An 18,848-nucleotide genomic window follows, 5' to 3' on the forward strand; every position below is an offset into this window, starting at 1 on the left:
TAAGATGTTTTACATTTTTGTTTCCCATGGATTCGAAATGATTTTTCCTAAAATCACGCCTTGGGCTGCCCCGGTTGCTGCAGGGGCATTGTTGACACGGCTGTGAAGGGTTTCATTTCCTAAGATGGCGAAAGCCACCGCTTCTTTGGCATCGTTCGAACCGCCAATGTCATCTTGTGTTACAACGGCTACTGTTTCGGGTAAATAGCCTTTGATCATCTCAATCAGCAGATGGTTATGGGCGCCACCACCTGAAAGAATCACTTCAATATCATTTGTTCCCAACTGAGGGAAAATGAACCTTTGGTAACTGTCAGCAATGGAAAATGCGGTGAAATCGGTTAAAGTCCTCACCAAGTCTTCCGATGCTACTTGGGGATATTCGGTCATTAGCTGCTGCACAAAATGTTTGCCAAATTGTTCACGTCCAGTGCTTTTCGGCGGTTGCTGGGACAAATAAAAATGAGTTCTTAATTCCTTTTGCAAGGTGGGTATAATTGCTCCCGCTCGGGCTGTTTCGCCAAACGCATCATAAGGCTGACCGAATAGCTGAACCATTAGTTCATCGATGACCATGTTTCCTGGACCTGTATCAAAAGCATATAATTCGCTTAAGCCACCATTTTTAGGCAGAACCGTAACGTTGCCGATGCCGCCAATATTTTGCAATAAACGATTTTTATCGTTTGATTGATAGAGCAGATAGTCCGTATAAGGTACAAGGGGCGCTCCTTGCCCGCCAGCAGCCATATCCATCACTCGGAAATCGGCGACGACTTTCGTTTGTAAGCCATAAGCAATAATCGAAGGTTCGCCAATTTGCAAGGTGCTGTTTTTCGCTGGATCAGCATCGGGGGAGTGCCAGATCGTTTGTCCGTGGCTGGCAACAAAATCAATGCTTTTTTCTTCAATACCGGCTTTTTGGCAGAGGATTTGACACGCTTTCAAAAATTGATACCCTAATTCAGTATTTAATTGGCAGATGAGGGGAACATTTGATTCCACCGGATCACAAGCAGTTTTTATTCGTTCCTTCAATTCTTCATCAATGGGCAGTGTGAGCATTTCCATCAGCTGGACGTCAGTTTCGATACCGCAGCCGTTGATTTTTACTAAAGCAGCGTCGATTCCATCCAAACTGGTTCCTGACATGAGTCCTATTGCAAGCATATCGTTTCTCCTTTCTTTTAGAATAGTGATGAAAGCGATTGTTGAATTCGATTTCACACTCATTGTAAATGAAGTGTAATTATATTTCAAGATATAAATTTATAATTGAAAAAACATTTCAACATAATGATGTTAGGTGTTCGCTATTTTTATCAAAAATGGGTGGTAAATGAAATTTCGCTGGAAGAGAGATGTCTAACGATCAGGGAAAGTGGTATAATGATTGGAAGGATATTTTTTAAGAAGGTGAAGAAATGCGCTTTATACATACAGCTGATTGGCACATCGGAAAAAAACTACATGGCTATGATCTGCTGGAAGACCAACGAGCAATCATTGATCAAATCATAGCGCTAGCAAGAGCAGAAAAGGTCGATGCCATCGTCATTGCGGGGGACCTTTATGATCGTTCGGTTCCTGCTGTTGATGCAGTCAAATTACTAAATGAAAAAATCGCTGAAATCAATTTAACGAATGAACTGCCATTATTGGCTATCTCAGGAAATCATGATAGTCCAACTCGTTTAGAAACCGGCAGTCAGTGGTTTCAACAAACACGCTTTTACCTGTCCACCAGCATCGAACAAAGTTTGCACCCGGTTGAGTTTGACGATACACAATTCTTTTTACTACCGTATTTCGAACCCATCGAGGCCCGCTTGTTTTTTGATGAACCATTAATGAAGATTTCTGATAGTGTCCAAAGAGTCATTGAGGAGATGACCAAGAACTTTGACTCGTCCAAAAAGCAAGTGCTAGTGACCCATTTTTTTGTGGCGGGTTCTAGCCAAACAGATTCAGAAACAAAAATTCAAGTTGGCGGATTGGACAGCGTACCGACCACCGCTTTTGCGCCTTTTGATCGGGTTGTTTTAGGCCATTTACATGCCAATACGGCTCTCAAACACCCAAAGATCGGGTACAGCGGCTCACCACTGAAATTTTCCCTTTCTGAACGGACGAACCAAAAAGGGATCTATCTTATTGATACCGTAAAAGATACCAATGAATTTATTCCACTGACACCAAAAAGGGATATCCAGCAGCTGACGGCGTCCTTTGAGGAGTTGATCGATCCGGTTTTTTACCGTGATCTGGATCGTGAGGCGTTTTGGCATTTTCTGCTGACGGATCGTGCTGTGATTCCAAATATGATGAATCAGTTGCGAAAAATCTATCCATTTATTTTGTCTGTCGAACGGTTGAATGGACGAGAACAGACGAAAAAAAGACAGCTAACGACACGAGAAACCGACCCGCAGACCTTGATCAGTCATTTTTTTCAAGAAATGACGGGAGATTCATTGCTCGATTCACAAACCAAATGGATCGAACAAGGATTAAATGAAGCATTTGTCGTGGAAAAGAGGGAATAGTCATGCAACCGAAGTCTTTACAAATGAAAAATTTTGGTCCATTCATTGATGAAAAATTGGATTTTAGTCAGCTGCAAGCTGGCGGGTTGTTTTTGATCAGCGGCAAAACTGGTGCAGGAAAAACGACGATTTTCGATGGAATGACGTTTGCCTTGTTCGGTGAAACATCGGGGAATCTGCGCTCAGGCAAAGAAATGCGATCGATGTTTGCTTCACCAACCGAAGAGACCAGCGTCACGTTTACTTTTGAACATCAGCGTTTTACCTACCAGATCCAACGGAAACCGGAACAGACGTTAGCAAAAAAACGTGGTGACGGTGTCACTAACCAAACGGCAAAAGTTCAATTGACGATTTTTGACGCCGATGGCAAAGAGAAAAAGCAGATCAGTAAACGGACAGAAGTTGATGCGTTTATCAAGGATCTGCTGCAGCTGGATGCAAAACAGTTTTTTCAAATCATGATGTTGCCGCAAGGAGAATTTCGTAATTTTCTGATTGCCAGTAGTAACGAGAAAGAACGGGTTTTACGAAATCTATTTGGTACAGAAATGTACCAGCAATTTAATGAATGGCTAAAAGAGCAAGTCAAAGCACAAAGTAGAAAGCTTGAACATCAGCAACTAGTCGCTTCGCAGATCATGGAGCGTTTTGAATGGGAAGAAGTGCAAGAAGTTTTAACGGTTGCGGAATGTCTGACTTTATGGGCGCAAGATTTAGAGAAACAACAGATTCAACTTCAAAAGTTATTGCAGAGAAAAGACCAGGCAACGCAAGAAATGAAAGCTGCGCAAGATGCCTTTTACCGTGCAAAAGAAATCGAAAATGCTCGGATCGAATGGCAAGAACTACAAGAAAAAGCACAACTGTTGAATGCCCAAAAAAACGAGATCGATCAAAAAAAAGCACGATTGACTCAACTTGTGTGGGCGCTTGAACATCAAGAAATCATGCAGCAAAAAGAAGAACGCGTAAATGAAGCGCAGCAAGCAGCACAGCAAATCGACGAAACGAAGCAGCTGTTGCAAGATGTTCAGCGGCAACAAGTAAGCTGGCAAGAACAAAGACCGTTGATCGAAGAGACTAAGAAAAAGCATGAAGCTGCCAATCAAAGAAGCCAACAGATCCAGCAGCAGATTCCATTGGCGCAACGCACAGAAAAGCAGCGAGAAGAAGTGGCACAGCAGGAAAAAGCAGCACAGCAGCAAACGAGCAAATTGACCAAAATTACTCAAGTGCTTGCTAACACCAAAACACAAGAGCAGCAACTGGTAGAAAAAATTGAAACGTTAAGAACATTTCAAACAGAAGCATTAAAACTAGCTGAAACACAATTGCTAATTGAAAAATGGCAGCAAGCAAAGGCACTGGTTCGTGAAGCAGAGCAAAAAACAGGGGAACAACAACAAATTCATTCGGATTTGGTCCTTGAAAAACAGCAACTAGAAACATCTTTGCTAGAGCTGCAAAAAACGCTAAAACAAGAAACCAGTCAAAATGCTCGGATGCAAATTGCGCGGCTTCGTCTTTTATTGGAAGAAAATGAACCTTGTCCCGTGTGTGGATCATTGGATCATCCGAATGCACAGGAGCATACGACCTATCCCATTGAGGACATTCTTGCGAGTGAGCAAAGACTTGAGCAAATGCAAGAAAAATTGACGATAGTCCAACAGCAGGTATCGGCAAATCAAACGCTTCAAGAACAAGCGTTATTGCGGATCAATGAATGGCAAGCGACAAGCGTTTCGGCGGAAAAGCAAGCGGCTGCTGCTTGGAACGACGTTCAGCAGGCATACGCTAGGTTACAGCCTTTCGAAACGCAAGAGAAGCTTACTGAAGAAACGATTGCACAGGAATTAAAAAAACGACAATCTATCAATCAGCAAAAAGCCTCCTCTTACGAAGCAGCGCAAAAAACATATCAGGCAGTAAAGGGGCAATTGACAAAGTTAGATGAATCCTATCAGCAAGTCAGTGAGCAAGCAAAAAAGGCCGAGGAAGCGCGCCAACTTGCGGCAGGAAAATTGGCCTCTTTGCAAGAACAACTTGGTGGTGCTACTTACCAACAACTACAAGCCGATTTAGCGTCAATTCATCTTTTACTAAGGGAATATACGCAACAAATCGAGGCGGATGCCCGGCAAGAAGCACAGATCAAAGAGCAGCAAGCGATCCTTTCAGAGAAGTTGAAGAATGTACAACAATTTTTCGAAGAAAAGCAAGCCGCCAAGGCGAAAGCAGAACAACGGCTGATGCAACGATTGCAAGAAGCAGCGATGACTGAAGAAGCAATGCGGGAATTGATTGCCCAAGCTCCTCAAACAACCCTTCTGACAGAAGAAATCAAAACCTATGAGCAAGAAACGGCGTTTGTTCAACAGCGTCTGATATTGCTAGATACCCAATTAAAAGAGCAGGCGACAATGGATTTAATCCAATTGGAAACGACCTACCTTCAGTTGCAGACTGTGATGGAGAAATTACAGCAAGAAACGGTTCGCAAACAGGAGAAGGTCAACAGCAATCAACGGTTATTTGACGAGTTGCAAGTCATTTATCAGAAAAATGTAGAAGAACTTGCCCAATTAGGCCAACTTCAACAGTTGGCAGAAACCATCAATGGCGAAAACACGAAGAAAACCAGCTTGGAACGGTATGTGTTGCAACAATTTTTGACGGAGATCTTAGAAGTCGCCAATGAACGCTTGTCCCGTTTGACCCGTGGCCGCTATCAATTTGAATTAGCGGATAAAGTTGGTAGCTATCGAAGCTCAACAGGCTTAGAAATTGACATCTATGACGATAATGCCGGTCAAGTCAGAAGAGCACATACACTGTCAGGCGGTGAAAGCTTTATTGCAGCCTTAGCGTTAGCAATCTCTTTAGCAGATGTGATCCAGCAACGAGCTGGCGGGATTGAGATCGAAGCACTTTTCATCGATGAAGGGTTTGGCTCGCTTGATGAAGAATCATTGGAAATGGCGATGGAAGCATTAGAAATGATCGAAAATGAAGGGCGCATGATTGGGATCATCAGTCATGTTCGAGAACTGCGGGCAAGGATCCTGCAGCAAGTTTTCGTAGAAACCAACGGCAGCGGGCAAAGCCGGATCCGAATAAAAGAATAAGGAGAGGAGGGCTCTTATGAAGTGGAGTATTCCAGAAAAAGTAATCGAGCGGGGGAGAACGTATCTTAATGAAGGCCGTGTCCTGTCTGTCACCCCGGATAAAGAAAAAAATGTGTGGCATGCAGAAGTACTCGGAACAGAATTGTATTTAGTTACTTTGGATGCTACTGCCAAAGAAGTGGATTATTGCCAATGTCCCTATTGGGAAGAACATCATTATTGCAAACATACGGTGGCCGTCGAACTCTATTTACGCCAACAAGGAAAAACACGAAAAATCAATGAACAAACCCCCATCAAAAAGGCCTTTTCTGCTTCAGAGATGTTTTCCAATGGTTTTGCTCGCTTAGACAGCGAAAAGGAAGCGAGTAAACCATTACAGATTGAATTTCGGGTAGATACGATTGCGACAAATCCTTATCACCAAGAGATGGATATTTTAGGGGTCTCTTTGAAGGTCGGGCATCGCGGCACGGCCAGGACCTATGTCGTCAAAAACATTTATAAATTTTTACAGATGTATCAAGAGAACAAGCAATATGCGGCCAATAAGCAACAGACCTTTTTGCTTTCTGCGGATGCCTTTGATGAGAAAAATCGAGCTTTATTGAATCGATTGACAGGAATCGCGCAAACCCAACAATTAATGGGGCAAGCGGGCATTCAAATCAATGGCAAACTTGATAAAAAATACTTGCTTCTGCCCGTTGAATTCGGCAAAGAACTGCTATTGCAATTCAATGATGTCTACACGCAAATCACCATTGGTGAAACCAAGGTCAGCCAAGTAGACTTCCAATCGGGGGAACCATTGACGTTTTCAGTTACAAAAGAAACGGATCATTTTCCGCTGCAGTTCGTAAAAGACTTCGACCACTTACTTAGTTATTATAACTGGGGGCTGTTGGACGGAACATTTTATGAATTGACTGTCGAGCAAAAGGAGATCTATGTCACGATGCAGCAGCTGTTTAAACGTTTTGAACAGCCAATCATTGATTATCCAAAAGAAGAGCTGGCGAATCTCTTTATGAAAGTTTTGCCTTATTTGCGAAAAATTGGGCGTGTCCAAGTGGCTCCTGAGGTTCAAAATGACATCGAAGAATCTGAATTGAAAGCAGTTTTCTCCTTGCGGAAAATCAAAGGTCAAGTAGATCTACAAGTTGATTTTACTTATGGAGAAGTCGTTTTTTCAAGTGATGAAAAACATCAATACATGCCAGAAAATCATCCAGAGATTTTACGTGATTTCCAACAAGAAGCACGGATCGAAGCCATTATTGAAACCTTTGGCTATCAAGCCAGCAGCAAAAATTGGCAAAAAAATCTACCACTAGGCGAGCAACTCTATACCTTTTTTACGAGAGAGATCCCGGTCTTGAGACAATTAGGGGAAGTGCGGATCGGCAAGAAGCTGCGGGAACTCTACCTTGATGCCCAGCATCATCGACCAGAAATCGTGATTGAAGAGAATGGTTCTTGGTTGGATATCAAGTTTGATGTTAGCGGCATTCAAGAATCAGAGATCAACGATGTTTTGCGGAGTCTGTTGCAATCTGCGCAATTTTATACCACAGAAAATGGTCAAGTTCTTTCGCTGGAGTCGGAAGAGTTTCAAGAAGCAAGTGCTGCCCTCAAAAAATTACGGCTCTCGTTAGATACGAAAAACGGGGCAATCCAAGTCCCATTGAATCAAGGGCTATTACTGCAAGAACAGTTTGCCGATCAAGCGAGTTTTAGTACAGGTTTTCAGCAAATGACGGAAGATTTGATCCATCCAGAAAACTTTGAGGCACAGTTGCCAGACAACTTGCATGCTGAGTTGCGGCAGTACCAAGAAGTTGGCTTTCGTTGGCTAAAAATGTTGAGCCATTATCAATTTGGCGGTATTCTTGCTGATGAAATGGGGTTAGGGAAGACCGTCCAAACCATTAGCTATTTGCTTTCTGAGAAACAAGAGCATCAAAAATTGAATGCATTGATCGTGGCACCAGCCAGTCTAACATTCAACTGGCAGCAAGAAATCAAACGGTTCGCACCTTCAATTTCAGCGACTGTCATCAGTGGAACGAAAGAAGAGCGAGAAGCGCAGATGGCGCAATCAGCGGATGTCCGAATTACTTCGTATGCAAGCTTGCGTCAGGACATTGATGCCTATCAAGCACTAGAGTTATCGTGTTTGATTTTAGATGAAGCACAGATGGTCAAAAACAGCGCGACCAAAACGGCACAGGCATTGCGATCCTTGGAAGTTCCGCAGCGGTTCGCCCTCAGTGGCACACCGATCGAGAACAATTTAGAAGAATTGTGGTCCTTGTTCCAAATGATTATGCCAGGCTTTTTCCCCAACAAGCAGAAATTTAAGGAACTGTCTACACAAGAAATTGCAAAAATGATCAAACCCTTCATTTTGCGAAGAGATAAAAAATCTGTGTTACATGATTTGCCGCAAAAGCTGGAAACAAATTATTACAGTGTCCTAACAGAGGAACAAAAGAAAATTTATTTGGCGTATTTGCGACAAATGCGAGAAGAAATCGCGCAAATGGATTCTACGTCTTTCCGCAAAAATCGGATCAGTATTTTAGCTGGCTTGACTCGTCTACGGCAAATCTGCTGTGACCCTCGATTATTCGTGGAGGACTACGAAGGGTCTTCTGGGAAACTTGAGCAGGTCAAAGATTTACTCTTAGCAGCCAAAGAAAATGGCCGTCGTGTCCTGCTATTTTCTCAGTTCACCAGTATGCTTTCGATTATTGAAGAAGAATTAGCCCAGGAAGGGTTTGAATCCTTCTATTTGCGTGGCAGCACACCGCCGCAAGATCGTTTGACGATGGTCAATGCTTTTAATAGTGGCGAAAAAGATGTCTTCTTGATCTCATTAAAAGCAGGAGGAACTGGACTAAATCTGACTGGTGCAGATACAGTGATTTTATACGATTTATGGTGGAACCCAGCAGTGGAAGAACAAGCCGCTGGACGAGCCCATCGGATTGGTCAAAAAAATGTAGTCGAAGTCTGGCGAATGATCGCCGAAGGAACCATTGAAGAACGAATGGATGCATTGCAACAAGAAAAACGTGAGCTTTTCCAAAAAGTGATCCAAGGCAATGAAACCCAGCTTCAACAAATGACCGAAGAAGATATTCGCTTAATTTTGAGTATCGGCGAAGAACATTAAGCATTCAAAAAAACATGGACCCGCTTGAAGCGAAGGTCCATGTTTTTTAGTTATAGGCGTATGCAGGAAGCTGCAAGAGGGCGTCAATACTTTCTTGGAGCTGCGAGAAAGCAGTGATCGACACATCGGGCAAATCTTCCAATCCATTAGGCGCCTGACGAAGACGATGATTGAACCACAAGGCTTGCCAACCGGCTTTTTTGCAGCCCACTACATCATTATCAAAGTTGTCACCTACGTACAGTGTTGTTTCTGGATCAAGAGCAAAGGCGGTTTCTGCCAATTGGTAAATTTCTAGCTCTGGTTTCTGATAACCGGTTGCTTGTGAAATGATCATATGCTCTGGTTTGATCCATCGAGTCAGTTGCAACTGATCCAATTTTTTTTGCTGGTGGTCAGTGGGACCGTTGGTAATAATTCCTAGTTTGACTGGCAATGTGGACAAATAGTTCAAAGTTGACTCAACTTCAGGATGCAGTGTGATGGCATCTAGTTCTTGTTCATAACACAGCTGAAACTTACAGCTTTCTTCTATTGTAATAGGTAAGTACCCTAAATCCGTTAATGAATGGGTCAGTCGAAAATAACGAAAATGATCTAGCGTCCATTCATTTGCCAATACCCGTCCAAACTGCTCATCACTGTGCACCCGAAACCGTAAGTAAAGAGCAGTTAAATCTTTGTGGGCTATTTGTGGGAAACATGAGGTTACGGCATTGTGAAATGGTTGTTGCTGGTCATATAAGGTATCATCGACATCAAAAAGAATACTAGTGATCAAAAAAGACACGCCTTTCAGAATTAGTGAAAATTTTCAGTTTGTTTTCGAATCAATCATAAGCCATTATTCCTGTAAAAAAAAGAGGAAAATCCCTGTAAAATAAAGGTTTTATTTACTGTTTTTAGAAATCCGCGTCTTTATAGGTTTTCAAAATTATAGTGAATTTTACCCATTTTCACATGTTTCTCATTTTGCATTTCTACTGAGAGTTGCTTATAATGATAGCTATTGAGGAGGGGGAAATGTGTTAAAAAGGTTTTTTCGTTATTATCGACCGTATCGGTCACTATTTATGCTAGATTTTACTTGTGCGGTATTTGCTGGTTTATTAGAACTGGCCTTTCCCGTTGCCGTCAACCAAGTAATCGATAAGATCATGCCCCAGAACAACTTTCGCTTGATACTATTGGCTTGCTTAGGCTTGTTCTTGTTTTATGTGATCAATACTGTGTTGCAATATATCGTGGTTTTTTATGGTCATAAACTTGGGGTCAATATTGAGACAGATATGCGTCAAGAACTGTTTCGACATCTGCAGACCCAATCTTTTGAATATTATGACAATCAAAAGACCGGCAAGCTGATCAGTCGCTTGACCACGGATCTCTTTGAAATCTCTGAAGTCGCTCACCATGGGCCAGAAGATGTTTTTATTACCATTATGACTTTGGTGGGGGCATTCCTATTGATGTTGAATATGCACGTTCAATTAGCGGTAGCGACATTTGCGTTGATTCCATTGATTACGATTGCCTTGGTTTTTTTCAATAAGAAAATGACCAAAGTCAATACACAGATCTATGACAACCTCGGTGAGTTCAACGCCGGAGTGGAAGCATCTGTTAGCGGCATTCGAGTGACCCAATCGTTTGCTAATGAAACGTTCGAACATAAACGCTTTGATGGATTGAGCGAAATCTATCGGCAATCGAAGATCCTTTTTTATAAGGTAATGGCGATCAGTTCAGCGTATAATTACTTTCTGATTCGCTTGATCAACTTGTTTGCTCTGATTTTTGGTGCTTACTACGTGATTCGTGGTGAACTGACGAATGGCCAGTTTGTTGGGTTTATTTTATTATCGAATGTCTTTGTTAGACCAATTGAGAAGGTCAATACGATGATTGAAAGCTATCCGAAAGGCATCGCTGGCTTCAAACGATTGACCGAAGAATTGGATAAAGAACCGACGATCAAAGACAAACCAGGGGCACGGGCTGTTCAATCATTAAAAGGGGATATCGTCTACCAAGATGTTTCTTTTTCCTATGCGGATGCGACGAAAGTCTTGAATCACATCGATTTATCGATCAAAGCTGGCGAGACGATCGCCTTCGTCGGGCAAAGTGGCTCAGGGAAAACCACGTTATGCAACTTGTTGCCGCGTTTTTATGAAGTCACTGAAGGCGCCATTACGATTGACGGCATCAATATTCAGGAGATGACCCTGGCTTCTTTACGTCAGCAGATTGGGACTGTGCAGCAAGATGTCTTTCTTTTCCCGGGAACGATTCGAGAAAATATTGCTTATGGCAAACTTGATGCAACAGAAGAAGAGATTTTAAAGGCAGTCAAATTAGCACACTTAGAAAAGGTCATCGATCAAATGACGGATGGGTTAGATACGGTCATCGGTGAACGAGGAGTCAAATTATCCGGTGGTCAAAAGCAGCGGGTAGCGATTGCTCGGATGTTCTTAAAAAACCCGCCGATTTTGATATTAGATGAAGCAACATCAGCGTTGGATACGGAAACCGAGCAAGTGATTCAAGAGTCATTGAATTCTTTGGCAGATGGCCGTACAACCTTGATCATTGCCCATCGCCTCGCAACGATCAAACATGCGACACGCATCATTGTCGTTAGTGATAAAGGCATCTTAGAAGAGGGGACCCATGAAGATTTGATGGCGAAAAAGGGACATTATCGCGCATTGCATGATGCGCAATTCGCTCGTGATGGAGAACCTTCTCTCCCTTAGAAGAAAGAAATGAACGATCAATCCAAGAAAACACTAGTCTTTTTATACTTTGTCAGGAAAAAGCATAAAAGACGGGTTTCTTAGGTTGATCGTTTTTCACTAAATTTTTGTGAGAAACCCTTTTCATTTATAAGCAGATATTCATTTCTCCTACTGTTTTATTGTCGATTATGACAGAAATGCTTGTATGGTTTTCTGATTAAAAAGGAATGTGATACAATGGAATCAAGAATGAAGACATTGGTTGAGAATCTTCTCTGGAAAAAATAACATATATTTTTATTGTAGCCCTGTCGTTTCCAAGGCAACAAGGGATCGTGAAATTTTTCCTTTGAAAACGATTGAGCCATGGACTTGGTTTTTTTCTCCATTTTTTTGATTACACATGTAATTACAGAGGGGAAATTAAAAAACGCGGGATTCAACTAAAAGAGTATTTTAATATTCTGACATCTTTTTGATACACCTTTGACACACTGTTGTATAAAAGAAGTAATATTAAAAAAAAATTTGATTTTTCTCATTTAAAAATAAACTTTTTGAGTGAAACCTTTTGCCTAAAAGGTTTCGCTTTTAATATAACTTTCGAGTTTTATTAAAAAATATGAGATTTAGACTAGATTTTTTTTAGTTAAACCTGTATAATTGAAATCAAGCGAGGGAACAGGACTTGCTTGATTGAAAATTAAAAAGGAGAGATGCACGTTGTTGACACTATACACTTCCCCAAGTTGCACATCTTGTCGCAAAGCTCGTGCGTGGTTACAAGAGCACGAAATCCCTTTTGTTGAAAGAAATATTTTTTCAGAACCGTTAAATATTTCTGAGCTTAAGGCAATTCTACAAATGACAGAAGATGGCACAGAAGAAATTATTTCCACCAGATCCAAAGTATTCCAAAAGTTGAATATGGATCTAGATGACCTGCCCCTAAAAGATTTATTGACACTTGTTCAAGAAAATCCAGGATTATTGCGTCGGCCAATTATGATCGATGAAAAACGATTGCAAGTTGGGTTTAACGAAGATGAAATTCGTCGGTTCTTACCTAGGGATGTTCGCCAACTGGAACTAAGACAAGCGCAATTAATGGCAGGCTTATAAATTTGACTTCATCGACTCGCTTTCTCGTAGAAAGTGAGTCTTTTTTTGAGTTTTTACGTTTTTCTTAAGAGGATATTCGTTTTCTCTTTACTTTTTATCAGGTTTCGATACAATGAACCTATAGTGAGTAGCAAAAGTGAGGTGTAGCTAATATGGAAATGGAACATATCAATGAGAACACCATTCGTGTATTGATCAAAAGTGAAGACTTAGCTGCGAGAGGCATCACTTTTCTTGACCTTCTAGGAAATCACAATGAAATTGAAAACTTCTTTTACAGTATTCTTGAAGAAGTTGATATTGACGAAGAATTTAAAGGCAGTGAAGCTGTAACTTTCCAAGTCTTGCCTAAAGGCGATGGGTTAGAATTGTTTATTAGCAAAAATCTTCCACCAGAAGGAATGGAAAATTTTGATGAGATGAACGATGAAGCGAATGAAGACATTACCGATATGTTGAAAAAACATGTGGCGGCTCAATTACAAGAGTCAGAGCAAGCAGAAGAAATCGGCAATCGTTTTGTATTCGAGTTGTTGCGATTCGAAGATATGATTCAATTGGCATCCGAAGTATATTTGGATTCCGTTGCAACCAATCTTTACCAAATGGGCAATCATTATTATATTGAAATTCGATTTATGGATGCAGATATTACTGATATTGAAGTGGAAAATGCACTTTCTTATTTGATGGAATTTGCCCAAAGGACTTCAGTGACGCCCGAAGTTTTATCAGAATACGGTGAGTTGATCATGGAAAACGATGCACTTGAATTGACTCGTTTCTATTTCAAGAATGATTAATGAATGAAAATCATTTCCAGCCAAGGACATTTTGACAATGTTTTTGGCTTTTTTAATTGTGTTTGACGAATCTGGCGTACCTCTTATTGAGGTGAGCCAGATGTTGAAAGCGTTGAACCAAAGAAAAGAAGTCATCCTAGCGAAAGGGGCAAAGAAATCCTCGGGCCCTTTTTATTGCCCAGGCTGTCAGAAAGAAGTGATTTTGAGGCAAGGACTTAAGCGACAGTCCCACTTTGCCCATCAAGCCACCACTGATTGTCAGACATACAGTGAAGGGGAGACGAAGGAGCACTTGGAAGCAAAACAACTTTTGTTTGAATGGTATCAAGAGATGGATATTGAACTTGAAGCCTACTTGCCGCAACTTCAGCAGCGACCTGATCTCTGTTACAAAAATATTGCCGTTGAAGTCCAGTGTTCTTCACTCAAGTTTTCACGATTTCTGGAACGAACCAGCACTTATTTAGCAAATGGTTATCAGCCTTGGTGGATCCTAGGGACCAAAATGTATCCGAAACGCCATTGGTCGCTTTTGGCAAAAGCCTGCTGTACTTATCAGTCTACTGGCTTTTGCTTGTGGCTCATTGATACGCGAAATCAGGCATTGGTGCGGCTGCACCAAATCAAATGGCACTATCAAGAAGGGGTAATCAGTCGACGAAGCGCTATACAAAAAGGGGAGCCATACAGGAAAGAGACACTTCGACCTTTGTACGAAGCAGATGAATCAGATACCCACCATTCTATTGAATGGGTAGCGGTCGATTATCGTTTGTGGGTGATTCGAAAACTGCGAAACAGACTGCCTAAAATCAGAGAGATTCAAGAAATAGTATACCCGTTGAATGGGAATGTCTCACAGTTGCCTCTTTGGTGCTATTGTGAAAGTCGGTTTGGCTTTTTATTTGAACACCACATACTGATTTTTCGCTTTCTCTATTTAAGTGAATGTCCCATTAGTTTTGAACAGTGGTTGATTCAGTTGAGGAAGCTGCATTGGCAATGGTGCTTTCCTTTGCTTGATCAAAGAGAAATATTGAGAGAAATCTTTCAAGAATGCCAATATTTAGAAAATTCGGTTTCTTTTTCAAGCCAATGATTTGGTTTCGTTGAAAAGTGTGATAAGATATTTTTAACCAATGAACAAGGAGTGAAGGGAATGTCAGAAACAAAACAATTACCAGCACGTGAATCGATTCCAGTCGAAAAAACGTGGGACTTAACGAAAATCTATGCCGATGATGCGGCTTTTGACATAGAATTTCAAGAAATCCAAGCACAGCTTAAAGAAGCTAGCAGTTACCAAGGCACTTTAGCAGATGGGCCACAAGCCTTCCTATCCGCTTTAGAATTTGTCTTAGATCTTTCTCGCCGTTTAGAGAAACTGTATGTTTACAGTCATTTGAAAAATGATCAAGATACCGCTAATACGACTTATCAAGGCTTATATGCGAAAGCCAGCAGTTTAGTTGCGCAAGTAAGTGAAGCCGTTGCTTGGTTTGATCCCGAATTATTGACGATGTCCGATGAAACGATTTGGGGCTATTTCGATCAAGAACCGAAACTAGCTGTTTATCGTCATATGATCGAAAAAACTATTAACGAGCGGCCCCATGTTTTGCCTGCCGATCAAGAAGCGCTATTGGCCGGAGCAGGCGAAATTTTTGGAGCATCCGGCAACATTTTTTCTGTTTTAAACAATGCTGATTTGGATTTTCCAGTAGTTGAAGACGAAAACGGGGAAAAAGTACAGCTATCTCATGGTGTATACGGTGAGTTGATGGAAAGCACGGATCGGTCTGTTCGGGAAGCGGCCTTTAAAGGTCTCTATGGCGTTTATGAGCAATTCCGCAATACCTTTGCCCAAATCTTAAGTACGAATATCAAAGCCCACAACTTTAAAGCCAAAGCCCGTAAATACGACTCGGCACGCCAAGCCGCTTTGAGTGCCAATCATATTCCTGAAAGTGTCTATGATACCTTAGTGGACGTCGTTAATCAGCATTTGCCATTATTACACCGATATATGGCATTAAGAAAACGCCTGTTGGCTGTCGACACGCTTCATATGTATGATGTGTACACGCCGATTTTAGGGGAAGCACCGATTCGCTATACCTATGAAGAAGCAGTCGAAAAAGCGAAAGAAGCGCTAAAACCATTAGGGGAAGAGTATCTAGCTGTAGTTGAAGAAGCCTTCAGCAATCGGTGGATCGATGTCGTTGAAAACAAAGGCAAACGCAGTGGTGCCTATTCTTCAGGTGCTTATGACACACTGCCTTATATCTTAATGAACTGGAATGATCGATTGGATCAACTCTTTACCCTCGTTCATGAAATGGGACACAGTGTGCATAGTTACTTCACACGGAATAACCAGCCTTATGCCTATGGGGATTACTCGATCTTCTTAGCAGAAATCGCTTCAACCACGAATGAAAATATTTTAACGGAATACATGCTTCGGACTGAGACTGATCCGCGGGTCAAAGCCTATGTCTTGAATCATTTTCTTGATGGATTCAAAGGAACGATTTTCCGTCAAACGCAATTTGCCGAGTTTGAACACTTCATGCACGTGGAAGATGCGAAAGGAACGCCGTTGACCAGTGAATTCTTAAGCGAGAACTATGCCGAGTTAAATGCAAAATACTACGGACCATCAGTTGAAAAAGATCCGGAGATTCGTCTTGAGTGGTCACGCATTCCGCATTTCTATTACAATTACTATGTTTACCAATATTCAACTGGTTTTTCGGCAGCTTCTGCTTTGGCGAAGAAAATCTTAGCTGGCGAACCGGATGCCTTAACTAACTATTTGAACTATTTGAAAGCCGGACGTAGTGATTATCCAATCGAAGTCATGAAAAAAGCAGGCGTAGATATGACGAAAGCAGATTATATTGAAGATGCAATGAAAGTATTTGAGCAACGCTTGAATGAATTGGAAGAACTCGTAAAAGAAATCGAAGCATAATTGAAAAGAGTACAAACCAGTCCGAAAAGGATTGGTTTGTTTTTTTTTGTTCCTCCCGCAATGAAAAACGCTGCGCAGCGAGCCAAACACAAGATCATCGTTTGGCTCGCTGCGCAGCGTCGCTATTGAATAGGGTTTCATAAAAGAATCAACCCTCGATCAATTTCATGAATAGTGGAAAGTTTTGGTGCTTTCAAAGACTGAGCTTTTTGCATAAATGTATCGAGTTCTGTTGCTGTACCACAGACGAGAGGAAGACTTCTCAGTTCCTCTGATCCTTCTAAAAGGACCCCATATTCTTCTTCACTTGAAAAATCATACACCACAGCAGAAGGTGTGATCGTGATGCCCATGTCTTTCGCTACCCTCTGATCGGTGGCAAAGTTCTTTTTCACTAACTCAGATGTACGATCTTCTAGGAACATCTCTAAATCACCATTCGTTTCTGAAAATAGATCTTTCACTAAGGTGTCACAATATTCCTGTTTTTCGATCCCTATCCGTTGTTGCAATTTCAATAAGAAATCCCGAGCAATTTTTTTTCCTTGCAACTGGGCTGCTTTATAATCCAATGACGCAGCATAGATTTGGTTGGTCTGTTCATTTCGCAAGACCAAATCCGCCTTATTCATGGACAAATAGTCCATTGAAACACCTACGGAAAACAAGTTAACGAAAGGCAGGATCTGCAAATGGATTTTTTTGCGGCTCGTGTTTAATTTGTTGAGAATCTCTTTTTCGATATCATAACAAATAGGCCCAATCGGATTAATAAATAAAAAAAGTTCGATCATTTGAATCTCTCCCCAATTAAGATTCTTGAGTAACTTGAAAAACAAAATAAGTATGTTTTATTAAATATAGCAAAAAAACGCGAAAAAAGTAAGCAAAAGGGCATCCTACAATGATTTTTCTTCAACGGCTCGAATGATCTTGTTTTTTGCTGGTCGGTAAGGAACACCAAAAGAATGCAATAACGATTGAAAGGCAAATTTTCCTTGAATTGGCTCACTGACTTCTAGCTCTAACTCATAATCATGCTGTTGACCATACCAGCTTTCATCCAAAGCAAGTAATCCTTCATTGATCGGAAATTCCGCCCGTTTCGTTTTTAATGCTGCGATCATGTGTAATGAATCAGGTTCGATATTCGCTGCTTTTAAGCGTTGAGCAACCACACCTGTTTTTAAAATTTTTTCTGACGCGATCAATGACGCTGCGGTTTCGATTGTCAAAGGATCAGTCGTTTCTAACAGACCGTGTTCAATGGGGGTCTTTAGCGTTAATTCTGCATTGGTAGGAGTCGTGCGAATGCGTAAGCCAAAATGCTTTTCTCGCAGTTTAAAGTCTTGCGTATCAAAGTAATAATTGGTTTGCGTCTTGAAGGCTTTTTCTGACAATTTGTAATAAGCAAGCAACTGGTGGTATTCTTTTTCCGTCAACATTGTTTTATATTCAATCTCTACTTGTTCGACCATTGATTTTCACTCTCTTTCTATTGCAAACATAGTGTACGCTGTTTCAGCTATTCCGTCAAAGAAACTAAACAAAGAAAAGCGGAAACGATTGGGGCAGACAAAAAAATCTTTTGTTTCTGCACTTCTGTCCATTCAGTTTTATTCCAAGAGTATGGTAGAATAAGAGGTATGTTATGAACAGAATCGAGGGAGAAGAATGATTCGAGATTGGGAAGAATTCTTAGCGCCTTATGAACAGGCGGTTTCAGAATTAAAAGTAAAATTAAGAGGCATAAGAAAACAATATCGGGAACAAAACAAACATGTTCCCATTGAATTTGTCACGGGGCGTGTCAAGCCAGTAGATAGCATTTTAACAAAAAGCAAATTACGAGGAATCGCACTGGATCGTCTTGAAGAAGAAATGTCTGACATCGCCGGTTTGCGAATCATGTGTCAGTTTGTGGAAGACATTCACCAAGTCGTTGAACTGTTGCGGACACGTAAAGACATGAAAGTCATTATTGAACGTGACTATATTACCAATAAAAAAGTCAGTGGTTACCGCTCGTATCATCTGGTGATCGAGTATCCAGTTCAATTGATCGATGGAGAAAAAATTATCTTAGCAGAGGTACAAATTCGTACACTGGCGATGAACTTTTGGGCAACGATTGAACATTCATTGAACTACAAATACCAAGGGGAATTTCCCGATGAAATTAGCGAGCGACTACGACGTTCGGCAGAAGCAGCCTACCAGCTAGATGAAGAGATGTCTAATATTCGTGAAGAGATCCAAGAGGCACAGCGGTTGTTTTCTCATGGGAAAGGCAAACGCGGCGGACATGACACGCCCAAGTTGCCGAAGGAGGAATCAGAATGAA

The 18,848-nt window shown here is 41.3% G+C and carries 13 protein-coding genes; 9 read left to right on the plus strand and 4 right to left on the minus strand.

Annotated elements, in window-relative coordinates:
* Positions 1-9 precede the first annotated feature (9 nt).
* Positions 10-1,170, minus strand: coding sequence for an anhydro-N-acetylmuramic acid kinase AnmK (gene anmK / locus A5877_RS14930; RefSeq protein ID WP_086299588.1), 1,161 nt, complete (start codon positions 1,168-1,170; stop codon positions 10-12).
* A 254-nt stretch (positions 1,171-1,424) separates the two neighbouring features.
* Here anmK and A5877_RS14935 point away from each other — a divergent pair, with 254 nt between their 5' ends.
* The 3 genes from A5877_RS14935 to A5877_RS14945 are packed head-to-tail and all read left to right on the plus strand — an operon-like array spanning position 1,425 to position 8,858.
* On the plus strand, positions 1,425-2,546 hold the full coding sequence (locus A5877_RS14935) for an exonuclease SbcCD subunit D (RefSeq protein WP_005236763.1): 1,122 nt from the start codon (positions 1,425-1,427) through the stop codon (positions 2,544-2,546).
* A 2-nt stretch (positions 2,547-2,548) separates the two neighbouring features.
* Entirely contained in the window at positions 2,549-5,677 is a 3,129-nt protein-coding gene (locus tag A5877_RS14940; protein ID WP_016613243.1) for an SbcC/MukB-like Walker B domain-containing protein, read from the plus strand.
* Positions 5,678-5,693: 16 nt separating this feature from the next.
* Positions 5,694-8,858, plus strand: a complete 3,165-nt coding sequence (locus A5877_RS14945; RefSeq protein ID WP_086299587.1) for a DEAD/DEAH box helicase — start codon at positions 5,694-5,696, stop codon at positions 8,856-8,858.
* Between the two features lie 46 nt (positions 8,859-8,904).
* On the opposite strand, the gene A5877_RS14950 is transcribed toward A5877_RS14945, so the two are convergent.
* The gene (locus tag A5877_RS14950; protein ID WP_086299586.1) at positions 8,905-9,639 is read right to left on the minus strand and encodes an HAD family hydrolase; all 735 of its coding nucleotides are present in this window, start codon (positions 9,637-9,639) and stop codon (positions 8,905-8,907) included.
* 244 nt (positions 9,640-9,883) lie between these two features.
* Here A5877_RS14950 and A5877_RS14960 point away from each other — a divergent pair, with 244 nt between their 5' ends.
* From A5877_RS14960 to pepF, 5 genes are all read left to right on the plus strand, one after another.
* Positions 9,884-11,620 (plus strand): ABC transporter ATP-binding protein, encoded by a 1,737-nt coding sequence (locus A5877_RS14960; RefSeq protein ID WP_005236757.1) that lies wholly within the window; start codon positions 9,884-9,886, stop codon positions 11,618-11,620.
* A gap of 705 nt (positions 11,621-12,325) precedes the next feature.
* The gene (gene spxA, locus A5877_RS14970; protein ID WP_003127030.1) at positions 12,326-12,724 is read left to right on the plus strand and encodes a transcriptional regulator SpxA; all 399 of its coding nucleotides are present in this window, start codon (positions 12,326-12,328) and stop codon (positions 12,722-12,724) included.
* 152 nt (positions 12,725-12,876) lie between these two features.
* Complete coding sequence (locus A5877_RS14975) at positions 12,877-13,527, plus strand: adaptor protein MecA (RefSeq protein ID WP_005236753.1); 651 nt, start codon at positions 12,877-12,879, stop codon at positions 13,525-13,527.
* A gap of 100 nt (positions 13,528-13,627) precedes the next feature.
* Positions 13,628-14,626 carry a competence protein CoiA gene (locus A5877_RS14980; RefSeq protein ID WP_042890434.1) on the plus strand — a complete coding sequence of 333 codons (999 nt, stop codon included), beginning with the start codon at positions 13,628-13,630 and terminating at the stop codon, positions 14,624-14,626.
* A 60-nt stretch (positions 14,627-14,686) separates the two neighbouring features.
* Positions 14,687-16,504 (plus strand): oligoendopeptidase F, encoded by a 1,818-nt coding sequence (gene pepF / locus A5877_RS14985; RefSeq protein ID WP_086317072.1) that lies wholly within the window; start codon positions 14,687-14,689, stop codon positions 16,502-16,504.
* A 137-nt stretch (positions 16,505-16,641) separates the two neighbouring features.
* On the opposite strand, the gene A5877_RS14990 is transcribed toward pepF, so the two are convergent.
* Complete coding sequence (locus A5877_RS14990; RefSeq protein ID WP_008379746.1) at positions 16,642-17,298, minus strand: DsbA family protein; 657 nt, start codon at positions 17,296-17,298, stop codon at positions 16,642-16,644.
* A 105-nt stretch (positions 17,299-17,403) separates the two neighbouring features.
* Positions 17,404-17,982 (minus strand): CYTH domain-containing protein, encoded by a 579-nt coding sequence (locus A5877_RS14995; RefSeq protein ID WP_008379748.1) that lies wholly within the window; start codon positions 17,980-17,982, stop codon positions 17,404-17,406.
* 196 nt (positions 17,983-18,178) lie between these two features.
* Here A5877_RS14995 and A5877_RS15000 point away from each other — a divergent pair, with 196 nt between their 5' ends.
* Complete coding sequence (locus tag A5877_RS15000) at positions 18,179-18,847, plus strand: GTP pyrophosphokinase family protein (protein WP_005236729.1); 669 nt, start codon at positions 18,179-18,181, stop codon at positions 18,845-18,847.
* The last annotated feature ends 1 nt before the right edge of the window (position 18,848 follow it).

It is taken from the genome of Enterococcus sp. 3C7_DIV0644 (assembly GCF_002141235.1).
Classification (GTDB): Bacteria; Bacillota; Bacilli; order Lactobacillales; family Enterococcaceae; genus Enterococcus_D; species Enterococcus_D entomosocium.

Excerpts from the sequence above, each read along its gene's own strand:
- anmK (WP_086299588.1), bottom strand. The coding sequence starts at position 1,170 with ATGCTTGCAATAGGACTCATGTCAGGAACCAGTTTGGATGGAATCGAC.
- A5877_RS14935 (WP_005236763.1), top strand. The coding sequence starts at position 1,425 with ATGCGCTTTATACATACAGCTGATTGGCACATCGGAAAAAAACTACAT.
- A5877_RS14940 (WP_016613243.1), top strand. The coding sequence starts at position 2,549 with ATGCAACCGAAGTCTTTACAAATGAAAAATTTTGGTCCATTCATTGAT.
- A5877_RS14945 (WP_086299587.1), top strand. The coding sequence starts at position 5,694 with ATGAAGTGGAGTATTCCAGAAAAAGTAATCGAGCGGGGGAGAACGTAT.
- A5877_RS14975 (WP_005236753.1), top strand. The coding sequence starts at position 12,877 with ATGGAAATGGAACATATCAATGAGAACACCATTCGTGTATTGATCAAA.
- A5877_RS14980 (WP_042890434.1), top strand. The coding sequence starts at position 13,628 with ATGTTGAAAGCGTTGAACCAAAGAAAAGAAGTCATCCTAGCGAAAGGG.
- pepF (WP_086317072.1), top strand. The coding sequence starts at position 14,687 with ATGTCAGAAACAAAACAATTACCAGCACGTGAATCGATTCCAGTCGAA.
- A5877_RS14990 (WP_008379746.1), bottom strand. The coding sequence starts at position 17,298 with ATGATCGAACTTTTTTTATTTATTAATCCGATTGGGCCTATTTGTTAT.
- A5877_RS14995 (WP_008379748.1), bottom strand. The coding sequence starts at position 17,982 with ATGGTCGAACAAGTAGAGATTGAATATAAAACAATGTTGACGGAAAAA.
- A5877_RS15000 (WP_005236729.1), top strand. The coding sequence starts at position 18,179 with ATGATTCGAGATTGGGAAGAATTCTTAGCGCCTTATGAACAGGCGGTT.